Origin of the sequence: Sediminicola luteus, from assembly GCF_040566555.1 — a bacterium.
In the GTDB taxonomy this organism is placed as follows: domain Bacteria; phylum Bacteroidota; class Bacteroidia; order Flavobacteriales; family Flavobacteriaceae; genus Sediminicola.
This window is the reverse complement of the sequence record NZ_JBEWYP010000008.1, coordinates 181,087-203,619: the sequence shown is the minus strand read 5'-3', so window position 1 is coordinate 203,619 and position 22,533 is coordinate 181,087. Positions and strand designations below refer to the sequence as shown.

Genomic DNA, 22,533 nt, shown 5'->3' with positions numbered 1-22,533 from the left:
GAAACAAAAAACCAACACGCGAAGCGGGTTATGGTTTCCATGCTTGCCCAGGATTGCCTTTGGGGATGTACAATCCCGAAACTTCGGGAGCAGTGAATCCTTCATCCAACGAAAACAAAAAACCAACACGCGAAGCGGGGTAGAAATTTTTTGATTGACCATAATTCTTCCCTGAGATTTGGGTTATAATCACATCAAAATGATCTCAATCACAAAATAAGATAACCCTATCCATTATTTACCAAATATTTGCTTAACTGATCTTTTTTTATTGATCAATTTTTGCTAATTTCATGATATCATATTTCGGGGTGCTGTTTAATATTTTATGGCTGAGATTATACCCTTTGGACTAATCAGGTAATTCTGGTTAAGGATAATATGATAGCAAAGGGAACTCGTAACGTATAACATCGTTAATTGTTCCCTTTGTGTTTTTTATCACTCTCACACTTCTTATTAGAATCTTCCCAGAGCACACCATATGCGATTATACATTTCCATTATTAAAAATTCTTTTTAAGCCAAAATATTTGTCTATCGCATTAAAGCATAACCCAATTTCTTTTTCTCTTTGTTAGAAGTAAGTCGTAACCATAAAAAATATCGGCCATGAATAAAGAAGAAAAACAGTCAACCCAACCTGGGAGGCAGTATGTAATGGAAAGTACCCCAGTGACCATAAGAGACAATTACAAAGGAAGTGATAAATTAAAGGGGAAAGTAGCCCTTATCACGGGCGGTGATAGTGGTATCGGGAAAAGTGCCGCTGTCCATTTCGCAAGAGAAGGGGCAGATATAGCCATTGTTTATTTGGACGAAGACACTGATGCGAAGGATACCCAACAAGCAATTAAGGCAGAAGGAAAAGAATGTCTATTGATCAAAGGTGATGTGAAGGATGCCAAGTTTTGTAAGGAAGCTGTTCAACAGACCGTTGATAAATACGGGAAACTGAACATTGTAGTCAACAACGCTGCAGTTCAATTTTCAGTTGAAAACTTAGAGGATATTAGCATCAACAATCTACATACCACTTTCGAAACCAATATCTACTCCTACTTCTATATTACCCAAGCTGCAATGGAATATTTGAATAAGGGGGATGCAATCATTAACACCACCTCTGTTACTGCTTACCGGGGATCTGAGCACCTGATTGATTATTCCAGCACTAAAGGGGCTATTGTGACATTTACCAGAAGTCTTTCAGGGCTCCTAGCTAAAAAAAGTATTCGAGTCAATGCTGTGGCACCCGGACCAATATGGACCCCACTTATACCCGCTACATTTGAAAAGGAACGTCTGAAAGATTTCGGTAAAGATGTTCCTATGGGGCGGCCTGGACAACCATCGGAAGTTGGACCTGCCTATGTATTTCTTGCCAGCGAGGATAGTAGTTATATGACAGGACAAGTGATACATATTAACGGTGGTGAAATTATTGGAGGCTAACATAAGTTCAACATAAAACGTACTTCCCCGGTTTTGAGCCAATACCCTTAAAAACCTAAGATTTAAATGGTGTGTAATTAAACTATTTTAAAGATGATTACAGTTAAAATATTCTTCGACTTTTGATTTACTTTAATTCGAAATATTACGCACTAAGTTTTGTATTTTAGTTACTCTTTATAAGATATTTCCATTTTACCTAACCTTCTTAATCACATAGAGAATGCCTGTTTCCGTTCAACGAAAAAATGTTAAGTTTTTACCAGATAATAGCCGAGTAGCAGCACGTTTTTTTAACAATGGCGAAAAGCGAACCAGTGAATTGATAAAAAGAGTGGTTTCCCTTGATGGAATGTCTCTTAATAGGGAATTAGACCATACTTTACGCGAGTTCGCCGGAAGGCACCGGAACATTTCCCAGATTTTTCTTCGCCATTTTGAGAACCATAAGGATCTTATTGAACTCATGGAAATGGACCCGGATAATTTTTCGATGGAGGAAAAACTACTTATCGGTTCCTATGCTACTATGGAATATTCCATAGAATCGGCTGCAATGTTCAATCCATCAATTATTGAGGATTTTGATCAATCGTTTTTATCCAAAGGAGAGAAAAGAGTCATTATTTCGTTTCGTGCTACAGGAGAGGGCCATTTATCATCCATAGTTTTTAGACGTGGGATCCTGGATGCAAATAATGATTTTCATCCCAACAGGGTGAGGAATCATATTGACCTGGCAAAGATTGTACAGAAGAAATCATATGATAAACAACGTTTTGTACAAAAGCTTCATGAAATGAAAATATCCGAACAGCATTCTTCGGCTATTATGAACAACCTGCCCGAACATTTTGAGTACCATGATCTGAAAACTTCTGTCGCCAGGGTTTTATCCAATGGAATTAGTACAGATAAACGTTTGGCCTTAGAAGAGATGACATGGTTGGTAGATTCTTACTACGATGTGGAATTCAGTTTGGATTCTGATATTTCGGAAAGGGTTATTTTTCCTATTTCCCCTTCCGAAAGCAATGGTATCGAAGATGCGCGTTTTGTAAGATTTACGGAAGACGACGGGTCCATTAAGGTGTACGCAACATATACCGCCTATGATGGTCATACCATTTTGCCAAAATTATTGTCCACAGAAGATTTTACCAATTTTAGAATTATGCCCATGCACGGGAAAGCGGCGCAAAACAAGAATTTTGCTTTGTTCCCTCAAAAAATTAAAGGAAAGTATGCTGTGTTGGCCAGAGTAGATGGGGTCAACAATTACATAATGTTTTCCGATAGGAACACCTTATGGAATAATCCCATTAAAATCCAGGAACCCAAATATCCTTGGGAGTTCACACAAATTGGAAACTGTGGCGCGCCTCTTTGGACCGAGGAGGGCTGGCTTGTCATCACACATGGAGTGGGTCCGATGCGACGTTATTGTATAGGGGCTTCCCTGTTTGATTTAGATGATCCCACCAAAGAAATAGGAAGGTTGTCCCAACCTTTACTTTCTCCATTAGAGGAAGAGCGAGAAGGTTATGTACCCAACGTAGTCTATTCCTGCGGCTCAATGATCAATAATGGGAGTCTGGTACTTCCTTATGCGGTTTCGGACTATTCCTCCTCCTATGCAACTGTTGCAATGGATGAATTGTTACACGCCCTTCGAAAGTAAATATATCATCAGTAATTTTTGCAGGAATGAAATAACAAAGATTCATAGGCCTTTATATACTCGGTGATCATTCGGTCTAAACTAAATTTCTCCAAGGCATGGGCCCTACAATAGAAAGGATCTATATCGTTTAATGAATTAACCGCATCCACGGCATCTGACACTTGATGAACCAAATATCCCGTTTTACCAGGCTCTATTAGTTCGGGCATGCTGCCTCGGGAGAAGGCTATAACTGGAGTACCACACATCATTGCTTCGGCCACACTTAATCCGAACGGTTCATCAAAAGATATAGGATGTAGTAATACCTTGGCATTTCCCAATAATTTATCTCCTTCTGCCTGACTGACATTTCCTAAATAAATGACATTTTTATCGTCAATTCGTGGAGCTATATTACGGTTAAAGTAGTCTTGGTCCTGAATCAATCCCGCAATGATTAATGGGTAGCCAGATAAACGTGCAATTTCAATCGCTTCGCTCGTTCCCTTATTGGGATGGATACGACCATAAAACAAAAGGTAATCCTCCTTATTTTCACAAAATTTAAACTTTGTTTCATCTATACCGTGATAGATTGTACGGTCATATTCCAGTTGGGGATGCCGATCTGCATCGGAAATCGAAATATAGGTGGAAGTGGCATTATACTTTTTATATACAGGGATTATCTGTTCAGAAGAAAAACCGTGTATTGTTGTAATCATTGGTGTTTTTATGAGCTTGGAATAGGTCAAGGGTAGAAAGTCATAATGATTGTGGATAAGGTCAAAGGAACCAGCCTTTTCCATAAGATTACTTATATGAAGGCTCTCCCATACCTTTACGTCCATATCCCCTACCTCTTCATATGGCTTTGGGCAAACCGCATCTAACTTACCTTTGGTCATAGAATCACCTGTAGCAAATAACGTCACATCATGGCCTTTATTGATGAGCCCTTCGGCAATCGTGGACGCCACCAGTTCCCACGGCCCATAATGACGTGGAGGGGTTCGCCATGCAATCGGGGATAAAATTGCGATTCGCATTATCTATTAAAATTTTCGAAAGCCATCCGTGCCAACAGATAACTGATGGTAGATTCCGCTCCTTGATTCAGATTCACGTTAGTCATTTCCAGTCCGTCATGGCAGCCTCCCGTACAAGGATTATAGATGATTTGATCGAGTGGATTTTTCCCCATAAACCAATCAAAGGCTTCCTCCGATTTTAAATTATACCCTTGATGCGGAAAAATCTTATGGAAATATCGCAAGGCCAAAATGGTATAAGCAACGTCAATAGGTTGCTCCCCCCCTTTAAATTCGGTACTTAACGTTTCCCCCTTCCAATGCCAATTTTGATTGGAGATGACAGCGATTGTTCCATTATTAAAAATTTTAGATAATAAAAAATCAAAGGATGACTTCGCGATAGTGCGATATTCAGGTTTTAATGTCATTGAATAAGCCATTAACAAAGACTCTGGAAGAACGCTATTGCCATAGGTAAGATAGCTTTCGAACCACTGCCAATTATCATCAGCTTCCTTTTTATATAAAGAGACCAACCTATCCGCCAATTCAGTAACTTTAGCGTTAACACAATCCCCTTCGTTGATTCGATTATAGAAGTGAAGTCCTTTCAAGATAAAGGCAATGGCACGAGGCGATCGGGTGGTTTCCATCGCTTTAACGGCATGTTTAAAAACAAACATCGCTTTATCCTTTAATGGCTCGAAATCTTCTGGAAAAGACCAGGACATGGAAAGCAAGTAGCCAAGTGCCCATATGGCACGACCACACGCATCTTCTAAATTTACGGTCTCGTTTTGATCGGTAAACTCGTAGTCTTTGTTGACGTAATTTAAGAATTTGCAATCATGTCTGAAGCAACTGAAAACAAAATTGAAATACGTTCTTATATATTTTAAATCGTCAGGATCACCAGTTAATTCATAATGTTTGCACATAGCAAGCAAAGCACGGGCATTGTCGTCCAGGGTATATCCACTATCCAAATCCGGTTGATTGATCTGAGAAAATTGAATGACTCCAACATCGGTAGTCATCTTTTTTAGATGTCTTAAATCTATTGGAGGCTTCTTGTATTTTAGATTGAGGGAACTTTGTAATACTTTTTCAAATACCCTAACATGTGCGATGCCCGCGTTTTGCCAAGCAGAGACAGACGAAGTATGCATTCCATTTAGACTCATCTGATATTTTTTCTCCTCATTTCCAAGCAAATCCACTACCGCTTCCTGTAATTGCCCGGCATTCTGAAAATCAAACAATACGCCCGCCCCATTCTTTAATACTTCGAGCGCATGGGGAATAGGCGTAGAAATAATCGGACAGCCACTGCTTAAAGCGTAGGCGAACGTGCCACTGACGGCCTGATTAGGATCTTTGGAAGTAAAAAGATAGATGTCTGTCAATTTTAAATAAATCAGTAATTCCTCTAGCGGGACAAACCGGTCAATGAAACGTACATGATTATTGATACCCAAGGATTTAACTTTTGTTTCCAAAAACTCTCGGTAGACTTCTCCTTGCTCCTTCACCAAATTTGGATGGGTTCTACCTATAATTAAAAAGATTACGTCAGGATAGTGTTCGATGATCCCAGGTAAAGCTTCCAACGTTGTTTCAATGCTTTTTCCCGGGCCTAATAATCCAAAGGTGGAAAGTACTGTTCTACCCTCAAGATCATGTTTCGTTTTTAAATCGTTTTTATTTTCAAATTCAATTAAATGTGTGCCATGCGCAATTACAGTTACCTTACTTGAAGGGACTTTATACTCATTCTGCAGTATTCTAGAAGAGGTATGGGTCATGACAATAATCTGATCAGCCTGTGCGCACATCAGAGCTACTTTTTTCTTTAATTCTTCCGTAGGTTGAGGCAGTACGGTGTGAAATGTAAGGACGATTGGTTTGTCCAAATATTCCAAGAACTCGTAAAATGAATTTTCATTATTATTAAAAAGTCCAAATTCATGTTGAATGAGGACCAGACCCACTTGGGGATTGGAATTTATATAATATGCAGCTTGAAGGAAATCTAACTGTAAATCAGTATTCAGGACTCCTTCAATTGAATCCTTATACTCATGTTTGGAGGAGTTGGATTCCAAAGGATATATCGATATATTAAATGACTCGCCGAACTTCTGCTTCAGCGTATTAACCAAATCCATGGAATAAGTGGCAATACCGCATTCCCGTGGTGGATAAGATGTTATACAAACAATTTCTGTCAATTTCTTTTTTGGTGCTCCCGATGGGATGTTTGTAGTTCGATGATTCAGTTGGGGTGAATATATATGCTGTTTTAATTGCCTATTTATATTTGAGGTTCTATCGTTATCCATAGTATCCATAGATTTCTTATTTAATGTTGTTAAATGCGATGAAAGGGCAGGATTTAAATATCCTTTAAGTAGGACTTAACGGATTTTTATACCTAGTTTATAGTGTTTAAAATTTTGTTTATATGGTAGTTTAGAGAAGCTAAAATTAATTCCAAACAACAACGAGGATTAGTACAAACGATATTAAAAATAGCGCATTTAGAAATAATTCTGTAATGTTTTTCTTAAACTATGTGTTGTAAAGCCCTATATATCCCATATCTTACAATCCTCTAATTCTCAGTGAATTATACAATAATAAAGATGTTTACCCCTAGAAATATATTGGTCTCAAGGGCTTGGTATGAAGATTAGATTCAACCGGGAAGTACAAACGACAGTTACAACCTTTGCCTTACGAAGCACTTTATGGAACAAGTGACATTTTAATTCTGGGCTCAAAGGATAACTCCTTCCTATTAGCAGGGCAGGACAACTAGCAGATGCCAGAGCATCAATACCAGTAGTTTCTCCAATGAATTATTGAACAAAAAACAACCTAGAAAAGCATTTACTACTGTTTTTCTAGGTTGTACATTTAAATTAAACAGCCACGTCTTCTGCAATTTCCATTCGGTCCCAATTTCGGTGTTGGGCAATTGCCTTTATGAAGTCTTTTGGGTTTTTATTTATAAAAATTGCTTTATCATCCTTATGTTCGCCGACGGCACTGGCATCCAATACATCTTCCCCTTCATCATCAACAGCGATCGCCTTGCAATGTTTAAAGGCTTCATTGATAAATTTTATAAATTTTGATTTGGACAACAAAGCATCAACAGATTTTTTACCTCCTGGCACGTAAATAGCATCGAATAAAACACTTTCTGTTGTCATTATTGAAGCATTTACTTTATGTTCCTTTTTTTCATCACATACCACAGTACCACCAAATGGTGCTATAAGTTTTACCATGGCATTTTCTGCTTCCAAGGCTTTTTTCATAGTATTGAAAGCTTTCAAATTAAAACCATTAGCTACCAAAAATGCAATTTGCCTTGTAGCGATGGTATCGAATTTTGTATTTGCCTGACTTAATTCCGGTGATTCTTCCAAATATATTTTTTTCTCTTTAGGCTGATGATCCTCAACATTGGCATTCGCACCAATGGCCTGGTTGATAGGTCTCTCGATATCATCTGGAACCTTCATGCCAAGATTATCCGCCACTTCCTTAGCAAGAGAATCATCTATCTGGGCAATAAGCCATAACATACGCGACTTAATATGTTCATGGTTGCATTTACCCAACTCAAAAGAATATGCGTTCATAACGTGTTTCTTTTCCCAAGGTGCCAAGCTTCGGTAAAATAGTGCAGGCTGGGAAAAATGATCGCTGAAACTTTCACTGCGCGAACGTATTTTATTCGCATCAATGCGCTCTTGGTAGGATTCAAAACCACCTTCTTCAAACGTTGATAAGTAGGGACAACCTCCACTGAGAGAGTTTGGAAAATAGGCGGTTTGACCTTTTGGGATTTCCATCTGCATATGTCCATCCCTCTGGTTAGTGTGAACTGCCGCTACAGGTCTATTGATTGGGATTTGATGAAAGTTATGACTTCCCAAGCGCGATAACTGTGTATCTCGGTAGGAAAATAACCTGCCTTGTAGTAGAGGATCATTGGTAAAATCGATACCGGGAACAATATTTCCTGGCAAAAAAGCAACCTGTTCGGTTTCCGCAAAGAAATTTTCAGGATTTCTATTCAATACCATTTTACCTATAATTTTTACAGGCACCATTTCTTCTGGAATTAATTTTGTTGGATCGAGAAGATCAAAATCGAACTTATGCTCATCTTCTTCAGGAATAATTTGCAGTCCTAATTCCCACTCGGGATATTGACCAGCTTCAATAGCATCCCATAAATCCCTTCTATGAAAATCTGAGTCTGCCCCACTAATTTTTACTGCCTCATCCCACGTAACAGAGTGTACTCCCAATTTTGGTTTCCAATGAAATTTTACAAAATGTGCCTTCCCTTTTTTATTGATCAATCTAAAGGTGTGAATTCCAAAACCTTCCATCATACGTAAACTTCGTGGAATGCCTCGATCACTCATTACCCAAATATGGTTGTGCAGTGTTTCTGTGGTTAGCGAAACAAAATCGTAAAATGTGTCATGTGCCGATGCTGCTTGTGGAATTTCATTATTAGGTTCTGGCTTAACAGAGTGCACCAAATCTGGAAATTTCATAGCGTCCTGAATAAAAAAGACAGGCATGTTATTGCCCACTAAATCCCAAGTGCCTTCCTCTGTATAAAACTTAACGGCAAAACCCCTAACGTCCCTGGCCAAATCTGTGGAGCCTTTGGACCCAGCTACTGTGGAGAAACGTACAAAAACAGGTGTTTTTCTGGCAGTGTCGGTAAATATGCCTGCCTTTGAATACTCCTCAATACTTTCATACAATTCAAAATAACCATGGGCCGCACTACCCCTTGCATGTACAATTCTTTCCGGAATACGTTCGTGATCAAAATTGTGAATTTTTTCACGCAATAAAAAATCTTCCAAAAGCGTAGCTCCCCTAACGCCTGCTTTTAAAGAATTATTCGTGTCGTTAACTTTTAAGCCTTGTCTTGTAGTCAACGCCTTATCTTTATAATCAACCTCATACTGTTCAAGTTGCTTATCTTTTTCTGTAGTTGTTTTTTTGTCTTTCATCTTTGCCATGATTTTATATTGCGCATAACTAGTTTGCAATCTTTGATAAAGCTAGACGGAAGTAGTTAGTTTAAATAGCCTAAAAAATTGAATGATTAACCCGAATGCAACTTTTTTTTGGGAGCGGTGTTATCTGGTAAATGATCATTGCTATTCCTTTTAGAGCATAAAAAAACCCACAATAACAGTCATGGGTTTAATATTTTTGCGTGATATATTTTCACACTATTCCTGAATGGATTATATCCTCTTCAAAGTAAAATATTCCAAATAAATCATTTTGTGGAATGGGACTCTTTCACCTCTGGCTTAAAAGCTTTCCAAATCCGCTTGAATGCTAAAACGACCAATAAACATAGGAAACCTATGACCAAACCGGCAATAAATTCCCCTAAAATGGCCGGAATCCCATGAAGCCAATCATGGAGAAACTCTAGGTTATGTACAAATATACCTCCGGCTACCAATACGAGGGCGATGGTACCGATCACAGATAAGCTTTTAATAACTACTGGTAATGCTGCCACAAGAAATTTCCCAATGGCATACGTTACACTGCTTTTATTTCCATTTAGTTGTATGAATTTTAAACCTAAATCGTCCATGCGAACTATCATTGCAACAATACCATAAACTCCCACCGTTGCAACCAAAGCTATGATGGATACCACAAGAATCTGCGTCCAAATAGGTTCATTCACTACGGTTCCTAAGGCAATTATCACAATTTCGACGGACAGAATAAAGTCAGTAACAATGGCAGATTTTATTTTTTCCTTTTCCAATTCCAGAATTTCCGCTTTACTCAATTTTATTTCAGCCAATGTCACCTTGGATTCTTCGTGAGGCACCAAATACTCATAGATTTTTTCTACGCCTTCATATGCTAAATATAGACCACCCAATACTAAAATGATCGTTACGGCAACTGGTAGGAAGGCACTGAGCAGAAAGGCAAAGGGCAGAATAATTACTTTGTTGATCAAAGATCCTTTACTAATGGCCCACAGTACCGGAATCTCACGGGATGAGACAAAACCTGAGGCCTTTTCAGCATTTACCGCCAAATCATCGCCCAAAATACCCGCCGTTTTTTTGCCGGCTATTTTACTCATAGCCCCAACGTCGTCCATTAAACTTGCTATATCATCCAACAATGCAAAAAATCCTGATGCCATATATCTTTACCTATTACAGTTTTATACAAAATTTTAATCCCCAATTCCATCGTAAGGCATTGAGCTCCTTTTAAAAATATACCCAATTAACTTGTTCCTCTTTCCAATAACAAGAATAGCCAAATTCCTGTATTGTGCCTAACCCAGAAGCATTTAATCTTAACCTTATTTCAATCCTCAGTAAATCTCTTAAATTTATTTAATACGTTACAATAAGTTTGAGAAAAGCACCTGTATCATTGCTTTATTGATGATCTTTGACATTTCACAAATGAAAAACAAAACAATAAAATATCGATTCTTAAGGCGTTTTGCCAAATCTTTATTGGTGTTTTTATTATTTATTTTCCTTTTGCTCCTTTTTATCCGAAGTCCATGGGGTCAAAATTTTATAGTAAACAAGGCCACCAATTACATTTCCGATAAGACCAACACCAAAGTTGAAATAGACCGCCTTTTCATAACCTTTACAGGCAATGCTTTTTTAGAGGGGTTATACCTAGAGGACAAGAAAGGCGATACCCTCCTGTATTCCAAAACGTTGGAAGCCAACGTGCCACTCACATCCCTATTATTCCAAAATGAACTGAATCTAAAATCTCTTGAATGGAATGGCGTAACAGCTAATATTGTAAGAGCTTCAGATTCGGAGAAATTCAATTACGAATTTCTTATGGACGCCTTGATATCAAAGGATACTACTGCCCAACAGCCAACAGCAGCACCTTTGAAGGTGAGCTTAGGCACCTTTGATCTATCTGATATTAGATTACTATATAATGATGCTTTTTTAGGGTTATATGGGAAGTTAAATGTTGGTAACCTAGTGTTGAACGTAGACAAGGCCGACTTTAAGACCATGCGTTACGAGATTGACGAATTGAATTTATCGAACTCCAAAATCGACTACCAACAAACCAAACCATTTGTCTCTAAAGACAATACAGAAATCCCATTGCCTTTCGTGGTGGTCAAGCAACTGCAAATCAATAATGTTCATATAGATTACAACTCACTTCCTGATGGGCTTGTGGCGGATGTGCTATTTGGAGAATTTAAATTGGAACTTCCAAAAGCTGATCTTGCGACAAATGAGGTGGACATAGATTTGTTATCCCTTAAAGACTCCGACATCTTAGTACAACTCCAAAAAGAGGATCTTACCTCTGTGGGTGCTTCCTCTGCCCCATCCCAAAATGCTGACTTTTCATGGCCTGAGTTTTTAATAAAAGCAGATGAAATCAACCTAGTAAATAATTCAATTCAATACCATTCAAATAACAATTCACCCCAAGAAAAACCTTTTGATCCCAACCATATTAATCTGACTGAGCTCACATTAAGGGCAAAGGATCTCAACTACCAACCTAAAAATGCCAGGATCACCCTAAAGCAATTTTCCTTCATGGAAAAAAGCGGTTTTATGTTAAAGCAGCTTGCCATGGACGCTAGTTTGGATGATACCTCGGCCTCCATTAGGGGAATAGAAATCAAAACCGCCTCCAGCTCCCTAATGGGAAGTTTAAAATTGGAATATCCTTCGCTGAATCAATTCATCAATTTTCCCGAGAGCACAAAGGTAGATCTTGAAGTTCAACACCTGAATTTAGCATTGCAAGAAGCGCTTGTCTTTGAACCCAAACTTGCTAAAAATGAATATTTTACCAAAGGTCAACAACATCCCTTTTCTGGCAATATAAATATAACCGGCACCTTGGGGAATTTACATATTCACCAATTGAATTTGAATTGGCACAACATTTCCTTGATAGGAGAAGGACACCTGTTCCGTGTCACAGAAACCGATTCCCTTTCTTTTGATATAGCAACGTTCAAGGCCTCCTCTACTAAAGCTGACCTACAATTATTTGTACCAGAAGAGAATCTGAGTATCTCACTACCTGAAACTGTTGTAGTAGCTGGTCATGCCAAAGGCAACTTAAAAAGTATTGCTGGGGAAGCGCACTTAAAAATACCTGAAGGAACTGCCCAGATCACTGGAAACTATTCAAGTACCAATACAATCAACTTCAACGGCAATCTTAAGGTAGATGACCTTCAAGTAGGAAAGTTGCTGAAAAATAACCGACTCGGCACCATGTCATTTAATGTTAAGGCATCTGGTAACGGTAAAACCCTAAATACCCTAAACGCTGAAATTGAATCTAATTTCACACAATTAAACTTGCTGGATTACGATTTTTCTAACTTGGATCTCAGGGGGAAAATCACGAATGGAAAAGGCGATATAACCTTAAATTTTAAGGATTACAACCTAAATTTCACATCCAATACAGCCGTCGTTTTAGACACTTTAAATTCAAATTTTAGTCTGCATCTCAATGTGATCGGTGCCGATCTCCAGGCTCTTGGCCTAACCACTGAGAATATTAAGGCCGGGCTCGTGATGGAAGCTGATTTTATGGGTAATCCAAAAAACTATTCCCTGGATGCATTCGTAAAGAATGGTGTTGCGGTATACGATAGCCATCAATACCAGATGGGCGATTTCAAAATCAAATCTAAAATCGACACCCTTAAAACAGAGGTTTCGATAAACAGCGATTTTTTAAATGCGAGCCTGTTGTCCAACGCCACCCCCCAAGGCATAAATACCTCATTAACACAATACTTTAAAAATCATCTACAGCATACAGCTGCAACTGATAGCCGGACCGATTCCTTAAAACTTAAGATGGAATTGAAAATGGCCCCACATCCAATCCTGACCAAGGTATTTTTTAGGGACATAGAACAATTGGATTCCATAAATGCACGTGTCAATTTTGATGCAGCCACCAAAGAATTGGTTTCAGAATTACATGTGCCCTATGTCAGATATAACGGCATTACCCTGGATAGTTTAAATTTTGCCATTAAAGGAAATGCCACTAATCTGAATTTTAAGGCCGGTTTGGCAAACCTTTTGGCCGATCCAGTACAGATTGGAAGAACCTATCTTGAAGGGAAGTTGGAAAATAAGGAATTGGTACTGGATTTCAGTTCCTATAACGGCAAAGAAAAGGTAGCGCATATAGCTTCTGAAATGACATTGGTCAATGATACTACCCTTATCCATATCAATCCCTCAGGACTCCTATTCAACAAAGAGGAATGGACCATTCCAGAAGACAATCGGATATCCCTTGCCGAGAAATTTTTGGAATTCAAGAATATAAGGTTAAATAGAAACTCCCAACAGCTCACCGTAGCCAGTTCATTTACAGAATCAAGCGGAGAGCAGCTCACGCTAACCTTTGATCAATTTAAATTGCAGACTTTTCTTAGCATGTTGAATCCTGATCAGGCTTTGGTAGCTGGAGTACTAAATGGAGATTTTACCATTGAAAACCCATACGGTGCTACAGGAATTGTGGCAGATTTTAACCTTGACCAACTGGAAATTTTGGAGCATCCCATAGGGAACCTTACTTTAAACGCCAATTCCAAAACAAATGGAAGATATGACTTTGATCTTTCGCTAAAAGATGGTGGCGCGGATGTAGATGTAAAGGGCGATTATGCCGCGGCTAAAACAGGAGCCCTATTAAATCTCGACATGGATATCAATAGGTTGGACCTTGAGTTCATTGAACAATTTTCGAATGGAGCTATGAAGGATTCCCATGGCACCATTACCGGAAACATAGATATCTCCGGAACAACGGTAACTCCAGAATATTCTGGCACCTTTAATTTTCACGATACCGATTTTAATGTGGCCACCTTAAATTCAGTGTTTAAGATTTCTGATGAAACCCTTAAAGTTGACAATCAGGGACTTTATTTGAACAATTTTAAGATTTCAGATGCCAATGGAAGTGATTTTATAATGAACGGTTCCATTGGCACCGAGGAATTAATGAACCCCAAATTTGACCTTAAGCTCAATGCTGAACAATTTCAGGCCTTGAACTCCACGAAAGAAGACAATGAACTGTTCTACGGAAAAGCAAGTTTTGATTTGGATCTAGGCGTTAAAGGCAATTTAAAACTCCCGAAAATACAAGGAAAAATCCGTGTGCGCAAAGTAACGGATATCACCTTTGTAGTCCCAAAAGAACAATTGGATGTACAAGAACGTGAGGGCGTGGTTCTTTTTGTAAATCGGGAAAATCCTGATGCGATCCTTACTAGGAATGAAGATGAAGAAAATGTTGATTTCTTTTCTGGGATAGACGCCAATGTTATTTTAGAAATCGCCGATGATTCTGATTTTCATATCATCATTGACGAACGCATGGGCGATAACCTTGAGGTATCGGGAAATGGTTCCTTAAACCTTAGTATTGAGCCCAACGGGAGAACAAATCTTACCGGTAGGTATGAACTTCAATCAGGATATTATGAAACTTCCTTATACAACTTGGTTAAGCGAAGATTTGAAATAAACCCTGGAAGTACCATTACCTGGGAGGGCGATCCTACGGACGCCAAATTAGAGGTGAAGGCGGTCTATAAGGTAGAAACCTCTGCCGCACCACTGATGTCAACCGTAACTTCCGGGGAGGACATTAGCGTAACAAGTAGATACCGCCAAGTACTACCCTTCTTGGTTTATCTCAATGTTGATGGGAAATTGTTGCAACCAAAATTATCTTTTGGACTAGACATGCCGGAGGACGAACAAGGGTCCCTGGGTGGAGCGGTATACGGAAGGGTTCAACAATTGAATCAACAAGAGGCAGAGCTCAACAAACAGGTGTTTTCGTTATTGGCCCTTAATCGTTTTTATCCCAGTTCGGGGAGTGATGGAAGTATTGGTGGTACAGCGGCCATTGCTCAAGATAATGTCAACAAAGTGCTATCGGGGCAGCTTAACGCTTTTTCCGATAAGATTTTTGGTTCCTCAGGGTTTGAGGTAGATTTTGACCTTGACAGTTTTACGGACTATCAAGGCGATAGTCCACAAGAGCGAACCCAATTGGATATTAACGCCAAGAAAAAACTGTTTGATGAACGATTGGTGGTAACGGCAGGAAGTGCAGTAGATGTGGAAGGAAGTGCACAACCGGGCCAAGAGGAAACCCCGATTATAGGGAATGTAAGTCTTGAATATTTATTAACTAAGGATGGGCGCTATCGCTTAAGGGGATTTAGAAAAAATCAATATACTAATATAATAGACGGCCAATTGATCGTTACGGGAATAGCGCTTATCTTCAACAGGGAATTCAATAAATTCAGTCAGTTATTCAATCCCCTAAAGGAGAACAGTAAGACCGACGATAAAGAGAAAGAAGAAAATAAAAAAGAATAGAAATTTGAAAACGAACATCCTATATAACTATGTTTTAATATTGCTGATAGTAGCATGTTTATATGCATGCGGTGTTAGTAAATTCATCCCCGAAGGGGAATCTTTATATACGGGTGCGAAGATTGATATCAAATCTGAACAAGAAATAAAGAACACTAAAAAGGTCTCAAAAGAACTGCATACTCTTTTGGAACCTGAACCTAATTCCCAATTTTTAGGAATAAGACCAGGCTTGTATTTCCATTACAAGGCGCAAAAGGCAAATCCAGGCTTTTTAAACCGTTGGTTCAATAAAAAGTTTGGGGAAGAACCAGTGTATCTTTCCGATGTAAATCCGCAGCGCATCGAGGAACTTATGTTGAACCGTTTGGACAATAGAGGATTCTTTTACAGCATGGTGTCATCAGAAATAGACAGCACCCAAAAACATGCTGCTATAAAATTCAAGGCGGAGCTCCAAACGCCCTACACCCTAGAACAATTTAAGTTGGATAAAGATTCATTGCCCATTTATGCTGATATATCCTCGGCATTGACCAAAACCCAAATAAGGCCAGGGCAACGCTTTGATCTGGAACTGATGAAATATGAGCGGGAACGTATAGATCATGAACTTAAACAAAAGGGATACTACAATTTCAATCCTGATTTTTTAATATTTGAGGTCGATACCAATCGCTATGACACCAAAAAGTTCGACCTATTTCTAAGGCTGAAGAAAAACGTTCCGAAAAAATCCCTAATCCCATACATAATTGACTCCATTTCGGTATATCCCAACTTTTCAATTGAAACAGATACCACAGTATCGTCCCGATCTTCTGTGGTCAACGGGATAGATTTTTATCAAAAAGAGGAATTCTTTAAACCAAAAAAATTGGAGTCCTACATTTTGTTCGGGGTAGGTCAGAAATATAACTCGGAAAATTCTCGGCTGACCAGCAATAGGCTATCCTCCCTAGGCAATTATAAATACGTGAACATTAGATTTAAAGAAAGGGATACCACCGATACCGATAGCGTAGGATCTTTGTCCGCCGACATCTATCTTTCTCCATTGACCAAAAGGTCGGTCCGTGCAGAACTGCAGGCAGTTACCAAATCGAATGGTTTTGCCGGTCCCGGCGTGTCTGTTACCTATAACAACAGAAACCTCTTTAGAGGAGGGGAAACTTTGGGAATAAGCGGGAACTTTGCCTATGAAACACAGCTTTCCGGAGGTAATGATACAGGTCTTAGCAGTATTGCCGGTGGATTGAGGGCCGATTTGATTATCCCAACCCTTGTACCTTTTTCACCGAAAAGTTTTAAATACGCTGTTCCCAAAACAAAAATTAGTTTGGGAACCGATATCTTAAAGCGAAGTAAATTATATACACTAACCTCCTTTAATGGCTCGTTCGGATATACGTGGAATGCGAACAAATATGTATACCACGAATTAGACCCCATTAACATCAACTATGTAAATCTTTCCAATACCACCGACGAATTCACAGCCATTTTGGATAAGAATCCGTTTTTAAGGCAAAGTTTTGAACAGCAGTTTATTGCTGGACTTACCTATTCCTTTACCTACAACGAGTTGGTTGATTCCAATAAGAGCCATCCCTTTTATGTCTCAACAAGTTTGGATATTGCGGGGAATGCCTTAAACCTATTGAGTGGTTCAAAGACTACCATTTTTGGCCTAGAATATGCCCAATATGCCAAAGCCGATGTTGATTTTAGGTATTATATAAAGTGGGGCAATGAACAAGCTCTTGTTACCCGCCTGTACGGCGGATGGGGTATTCCTTTTGGAAACTCCTCTACCCTGCCCTTTGTAAAACAATTTTTTTCTGGTGGGCCCTATAGTGTTAGGGCATTTAATATTAGATCCCTAGGGCCTGGCACCTTCTCATCTGACGAGAACGGTACAAATTCGTTTTTCGACCAGTCGGGTAATCTTAAATTGGAGGGCAATTTGGAATACAGATTCCCCATATGGAATTACCTTAAGGGTGCCCTGTTTGCAGATGCAGGAAACGTCTGGTTGACCAATGAAATTGAAATTTCAGAAGATGAACCCATCGAAAATAAAGAGTTTAATGAAGAATTGATTGCCAAAGGTAAGTTTGGCTCCAATTGGGCCAAAGAACTGGGGATAGGATTGGGATTTGGCCTTAGGGTTGATATCCAAAGTTTTGTAATTAGATTGGATCTTGCGTCCCCTTTACAAGTGCCCTATCTTCCTGAAGGAGAAAGAATTAGAACTCCATTCTTAGATGGAGGCAGCGATAATCTTATCTTTAACTTTGCTATAGGCTATCCGTTTTAAAATAGAACGATCACAAAATTTAAGGATACCGCAACCAAATATATCCCTCTTTTTACAACCAAATTTATTGCGTCAATAATCTATTTTTTTGGATTAATATGAACTATTGTTTACAAATAAATTTACGCTTGTTAACCCAGTCTGCAAACCATGCAGTACATAAAATAGAAACGTTATGAACAATGATCAATTAGAAGGAAAATGGAAACAAGTAAAAGGTAAGTTCAAACAAAAGTATGGAGATCTTACCGATAACGACCTAACTTATTCTGAGGGCAAGTTCGATGAAATGTTGGGTAAAATCCAGGAGAAAACTGGAAAAAGAAAAGAGGAATTAAAAGACGAAATCGATAATATGTAGGAACAGATCCTATATATGGATTGATTTAATGATGACCCCTGCCATACAGTAGGGGTCATCTTTTTATTGAATATTTTAGAGGAAAGACCTTAGGGATTATCAAAAGGGTAATATCCCAACCATTAATACATCCATATCAATATTAGTAACCAGAATACGGAACTGGTCCAGTTTCGTGGCTTGCCAACAGCAGCGCTAAAAATTTAAGCATTACCGATATCAGAAATCCAAAGCATTGTTTTTCTTTATCTAAAACATTTTTTATTTTAATAGTAGAATTCTTTAAACAAATCACCATGGAAACAAAACGTATTTCAGATAAAATGGAAAAGTTGTTGAACACTCAAATGACAAGGGAGGCTTATCAGGCACAGGTATATTTGTCCTATGCCTCGTGGGCCGAGGTAAACAGTTTTGCCGGAATTTCAACTTTTCTCTATGGCCATATGAATGAAGAAAGGGAGCATATGTTTAAAATTTTAAAATATATCAATGATCGGGGCGGTAACGCCAAAATTGAAGCAATTGATGCGGCTCCAGCAAACCCAAAGGATATCGGCGATTGCCTAAAGAAGATCCTACAGCACGAAATGGACAATTCCAAAGAAATTGATAAAATCGTAAATCTTGCCCATGAAGAAAAAGATTGGGCAACCTTCAACTTTGCACAGTGGTTCGTTCAAGAGCAAATTGAGGAAGAAACCTTGATAAACAGCATCATCGACAAGTACAATTTGGCCTCCAATGCAATCAAAGGAAACACGAATCTATACGAAATGGATCGGGATTTGGCCAATGCTTCACAGGAAGCAGAAATCCCAAGAGAGGAAGGATTTTAATTCAACAAGGTATTAGACCCTTATAGTTGTTCAACCCCGCTCATAGTAACCCTTTTTCCCCAAAAGAAAAACCCATAACGAAAGTTGTGGGTTTTTCTTTTGGGACAGCTCATTGAACAAGTATAATAAGTACTCCCCCATTCAATCAAAAATCCCAGACATCAAGTTTGGGATTTTGTTTTCTATAGCCATTTAGATCTACTTCTATATCGCGAAAGATTAAACGACGTTAAGAACTTTAGTTCGATAATACCACCCAATATGCCAAAAAAGCTATTATATAAACAGAAACCCACTTCTTGTTATAAATGTTAAAATTTACATAATTCTTTTAGTTCTTTAATTAGAGAACCAAAAAAACCATTACATTTGTACCGTTATGGAAAACAAACTGACCAACATACAAAAAGAACTTATTGAAAGTTTTGGGGTAGCCCAAGAAGGAATGGGTCTTTCCCCTGCTTCGGCGCGAGTCAATGCGTTGCTTACTATAGCAGATAATGTAGAGCTCACCTTTGACGAAATTAGGGAATCTCTAGAATTGAGTAAAAGTGCTACCAGTAATGCTATCAATAATCTACTGATGTTGAATAGAATAGGGTATAAAACAAAACCTGGTGATAGAAAACGTTATTTCTATTCTAAAATTGGCCAGTGGCAACAGGCATTCATGGATAGCATGAATGGGCTTACGGATTATAATAAATTATTGAAAACAATTTTAAGCCATCGTACAAAAGAGAACAAGGAATTCAACATTCAGTTAAAAGAGCTTACCGAATTCATAGATTACTATCAAAAAGAAAGCATAAAGATTATAAAAAACTGGAAGAAATAAACTTCTATTTTTTTAACCCATTTGGTTCTTTTATTTCCGAACTAACTAAATTTTATAAACTAAAAGAAATGAATAAAATACTTTTCACCTTTATCGTATGGTCTGTAAGTATGGCCCTAAATACACTATCGGCACAAGAGCCTATAGTTTTCAATACCTTGGAGGAAACAATTGATTATGCTATACAGAACAATAATAACCTTGAAAAATCTCAGATTGAACAAGAAATAATTCAAGCTCAAATTGCCGGGGTTAAAGGACAGGCACTCCCTCAAATAAAAGGAAGTGCCGGATTTACGGATAATTTCTCCATTCAAGAGCAACAATTACCGGCCGAAATTTTTGGCGGAGAGCCTGGCACAACTATCGGAGTTGCCTTTGGTAATAGATACCAATACGCTGCCGGTGTCAACGTACAACAAAAGTTGCTCGACTTTCAACTGTTCAACTCCATAAAAAGTACTACAGCATTGGCTGAACTTAGAGAGCTGCAAACACTGGTTACCACCCAGGATTTGATTGTCAATATTATTCAGACCTACGTGCAGATTCAAGTATTTGACAAACAGGTAAGTTTACTCCAAGAAAATTACGGGCGCACCAATAGCCTCATTGAAATTTCGGAATTAAAATATAGCGAGGGGATCATCAAAAAATTGGACCTCAATCAGTTAATGGTAAACCGCTCTAACCTCAAAACACAAATTGAGGATGCCGAATTTGGTAAAAACCAACAAATACGATTATTTAAAGTTCTGCTGAATATTCCAATGACAACCAATGTTGTTTTGGTTGAGAAATTGGAAGATCGCGATCCTTACCCTTTAAGTGCGGAATTACTTATAGATGCCAATCTCGAATATCAACAGTTAGAACAATCACTTCAATTATCCCTAATAGATCAAAAGCTAATAAAGGCTGAATATTTGCCAACCCTCGGCGCAAACTTCGGCTATAACTATTTGGGACAATCCAATTCGTTTGCAGACTTCGATACCAGCGTTTATCAAGGACAATGGAGCGGTACTTGGGGGCTTTCTGCAAGCATCCCCATATTTGATGGGTTTCAACGCCGCAATCGCTTAAAACAAAAAGAATTTGCTACGGAACAATTAGAGTTGGACAGAGAAACGCTAAAACTAAATATAGAAAAAGATTTTGGAGATGCCAGAGAGCAGTTAGTTCTGAGCAATTCTCAAATTGAGAGCCAAGAATCCAATATGACCCTTGCACAGGAAAATTATGACGGCATTAAAAATTCCTATAATGAAGGGGTTGCCAACCTAACAGAATTATTGGACTCTGAATTTGCACTGAGACAAGCCCAATCTAACTTTCTTAACGCGCTTTTACAGTCCAAGGTAGCTGAAGTATCCTTACTCAAATCCAGCGGTAGGCTTTCCCAATTAATTTCAAATCCTATCATAAATAACTAATCATTAACGATATAAATAATTATAATGAAAACTAAAAACATCATCATTGTTGTAATCATAGTCCTTATAGGCATTATCGGCTACACTTTATTCAACAACAAAAAGGAAATGAATAAACTTGCTTCTGTAGTACCTGAAGAGTTTGCCATTCCTGTACAAATTGCTACTGTAGGGGAAAAAACGATTTCAAATGGGCTTACCGCAACCGGTGAATTTAAAGGATGGGAAGAAGTGACCTTGGTAGCTGAATCACAGGGAAGCGTGCAATATTTAAAGGTTAAAGAAGGGCAGAAGATCCGAAAAGGGCAAGTAATCGCAAAGGTTGATGCCGTATCCCTAAGTTCTCAGTTGAGCAGTGCAAATTCCACATTGGCGAAAGCGGAAAAAGATGTAGCGCGTTACGAACGACTCTTGGAAGTGGGCGCCGTTTCTCAAAGTGCGCTTGAAGATGTTCGTATACAGCGTGAAAATGCAAAATCCTCAATTGCCAACATTAATCAACAATTGAGCTTTACCGTTATAAAATCGCCTATCGATGGGGTAGTTAACAAGCTAATGGTGGAAGAAACGAGTTTCGTAATGCCCGGAAACCAGATTGCGGAAATCGTGCAGGTAGATCGCTTAAAGATCATTGTGAACCTTGCGGAGGATAACTTATCCAAAATCAAAGAAGGTCAACAGGTATCTATTAAAACCGATGTTTACCCCTTGGATACTTTTAAAGGTAAAGTGAGCAACATTAGCGTAAAAGCAGATGCCTCCAGAAAATTTCAGATTACCATAGAAGTTGAAAATAAAAACGACAACCAATTACGTGCCGGATTGTTTGCAGAGGTAAACTTTGATGCTCTTAAGAGCAACGAACAAAACGCAATGGTTTTCCCTCGTGAAGCTATTGTTGGAAGTCTTCAAAATCCATCAGTATTTGTTGTGAACGATAGTACCGTTACCCTTCAGAAAATTAAAATTGGAGCGGTTATAAATGGGGATGTTACTGTACTGGAAGGTCTGCAAAAAGGACAGCAGGTTGTAACCAGGGGCATTATCAACTTAACCAATGGAACCAAGGTAAAAATCACAAACAACTAGGCT

The 22,533-nt window shown here is 38.6% G+C and carries 13 protein-coding genes; 9 read left to right on the top strand and 4 right to left on the bottom strand.

Features of this window, described 5'->3' with window-relative positions; translation table 11 throughout:
* The first annotated feature begins 612 nt into the window (after positions 1–612).
* Positions 613–1,455: an SDR family oxidoreductase gene (locus tag ABXZ32_RS13685; protein ID WP_354619252.1), complete on the top strand. Its 843-nt coding sequence runs from the start codon at positions 613–615 to the stop codon at positions 1,453–1,455.
* 223 nt (positions 1,456–1,678) lie between these two features.
* Positions 1,679–3,136, top strand: a complete 1,458-nt coding sequence (locus ABXZ32_RS13680) for a glycoside hydrolase family 130 protein (protein ID WP_354619251.1) — start codon at positions 1,679–1,681, stop codon at positions 3,134–3,136.
* Between the two features lie 8 nt (positions 3,137–3,144).
* Here the strand turns inward: ABXZ32_RS13680 and ABXZ32_RS13675 are convergent, their stop codons facing one another.
* The 4 genes from ABXZ32_RS13675 to ABXZ32_RS13660 all read right to left on the bottom strand — a co-directional run bounded on the left by ABXZ32_RS13675 (position 3,145) and on the right by ABXZ32_RS13660 (position 10,387).
* Positions 3,145–4,170: a glycosyltransferase family 4 protein gene (locus tag ABXZ32_RS13675; RefSeq protein ID WP_354619250.1), complete on the bottom strand. Its 1,026-nt coding sequence runs from the start codon at positions 4,168–4,170 to the stop codon at positions 3,145–3,147.
* On the bottom strand, positions 4,170–6,506 hold the full coding sequence (locus ABXZ32_RS13670) for a glycosyltransferase (RefSeq protein WP_354619249.1): 2,337 nt from the start codon (positions 6,504–6,506) through the stop codon (positions 4,170–4,172). Before ABXZ32_RS13670 ends, ABXZ32_RS13675 begins: the two co-directional genes overlap by 1 nt.
* Before the next feature lie 573 nt (positions 6,507–7,079).
* On the bottom strand, positions 7,080–9,209 hold the full coding sequence (locus ABXZ32_RS13665) for a catalase (RefSeq protein WP_354619248.1): 2,130 nt from the start codon (positions 9,207–9,209) through the stop codon (positions 7,080–7,082).
* Positions 9,210–9,484: 275 nt separating this feature from the next.
* Positions 9,485–10,387 (bottom strand): DUF808 domain-containing protein, encoded by a 903-nt coding sequence (locus ABXZ32_RS13660; protein ID WP_354619247.1) that lies wholly within the window; start codon positions 10,385–10,387, stop codon positions 9,485–9,487.
* Between the two features lie 271 nt (positions 10,388–10,658).
* On the opposite strand from ABXZ32_RS13660, the gene ABXZ32_RS13655 reads away from it, so the two are divergent.
* The 7 genes from ABXZ32_RS13655 (at position 10,659) to ABXZ32_RS13625 (ending at position 22,530) form a co-directional block, all read left to right on the top strand.
* On the top strand, positions 10,659–15,647 hold the full coding sequence (locus ABXZ32_RS13655) for a translocation/assembly module TamB domain-containing protein (protein WP_354619246.1): 4,989 nt from the start codon (positions 10,659–10,661) through the stop codon (positions 15,645–15,647).
* Positions 15,648–15,651: 4 nt separating this feature from the next.
* Positions 15,652–17,967 (top strand): translocation and assembly module lipoprotein TamL, encoded by a 2,316-nt coding sequence (gene tamL, locus ABXZ32_RS13650; RefSeq protein ID WP_354619245.1) that lies wholly within the window; start codon positions 15,652–15,654, stop codon positions 17,965–17,967.
* Between the two features lie 175 nt (positions 17,968–18,142).
* Entirely contained in the window at positions 18,143–18,328 is a 186-nt protein-coding gene (locus ABXZ32_RS13645) for a CsbD family protein (RefSeq protein WP_354619244.1), read from the top strand.
* A gap of 296 nt (positions 18,329–18,624) precedes the next feature.
* Positions 18,625–19,167 carry a ferritin gene (locus ABXZ32_RS13640; RefSeq protein ID WP_354619242.1) on the top strand — a complete coding sequence of 181 codons (543 nt, stop codon included), beginning with the start codon at positions 18,625–18,627 and terminating at the stop codon, positions 19,165–19,167.
* A 379-nt stretch (positions 19,168–19,546) separates the two neighbouring features.
* Positions 19,547–20,005 carry a GbsR/MarR family transcriptional regulator gene (locus ABXZ32_RS13635; RefSeq protein ID WP_354619241.1) on the top strand — a complete coding sequence of 153 codons (459 nt, stop codon included), beginning with the start codon at positions 19,547–19,549 and terminating at the stop codon, positions 20,003–20,005.
* Positions 20,006–20,073: 68 nt separating this feature from the next.
* Positions 20,074–21,441 (top strand): TolC family protein, encoded by a 1,368-nt coding sequence (locus ABXZ32_RS13630; RefSeq protein ID WP_354619240.1) that lies wholly within the window; start codon positions 20,074–20,076, stop codon positions 21,439–21,441.
* A gap of 24 nt (positions 21,442–21,465) precedes the next feature.
* Positions 21,466–22,530 (top strand): efflux RND transporter periplasmic adaptor subunit, encoded by a 1,065-nt coding sequence (locus ABXZ32_RS13625; protein WP_354619239.1) that lies wholly within the window; start codon positions 21,466–21,468, stop codon positions 22,528–22,530.
* Positions 22,531–22,533: the final 3 nt, after the last annotated feature.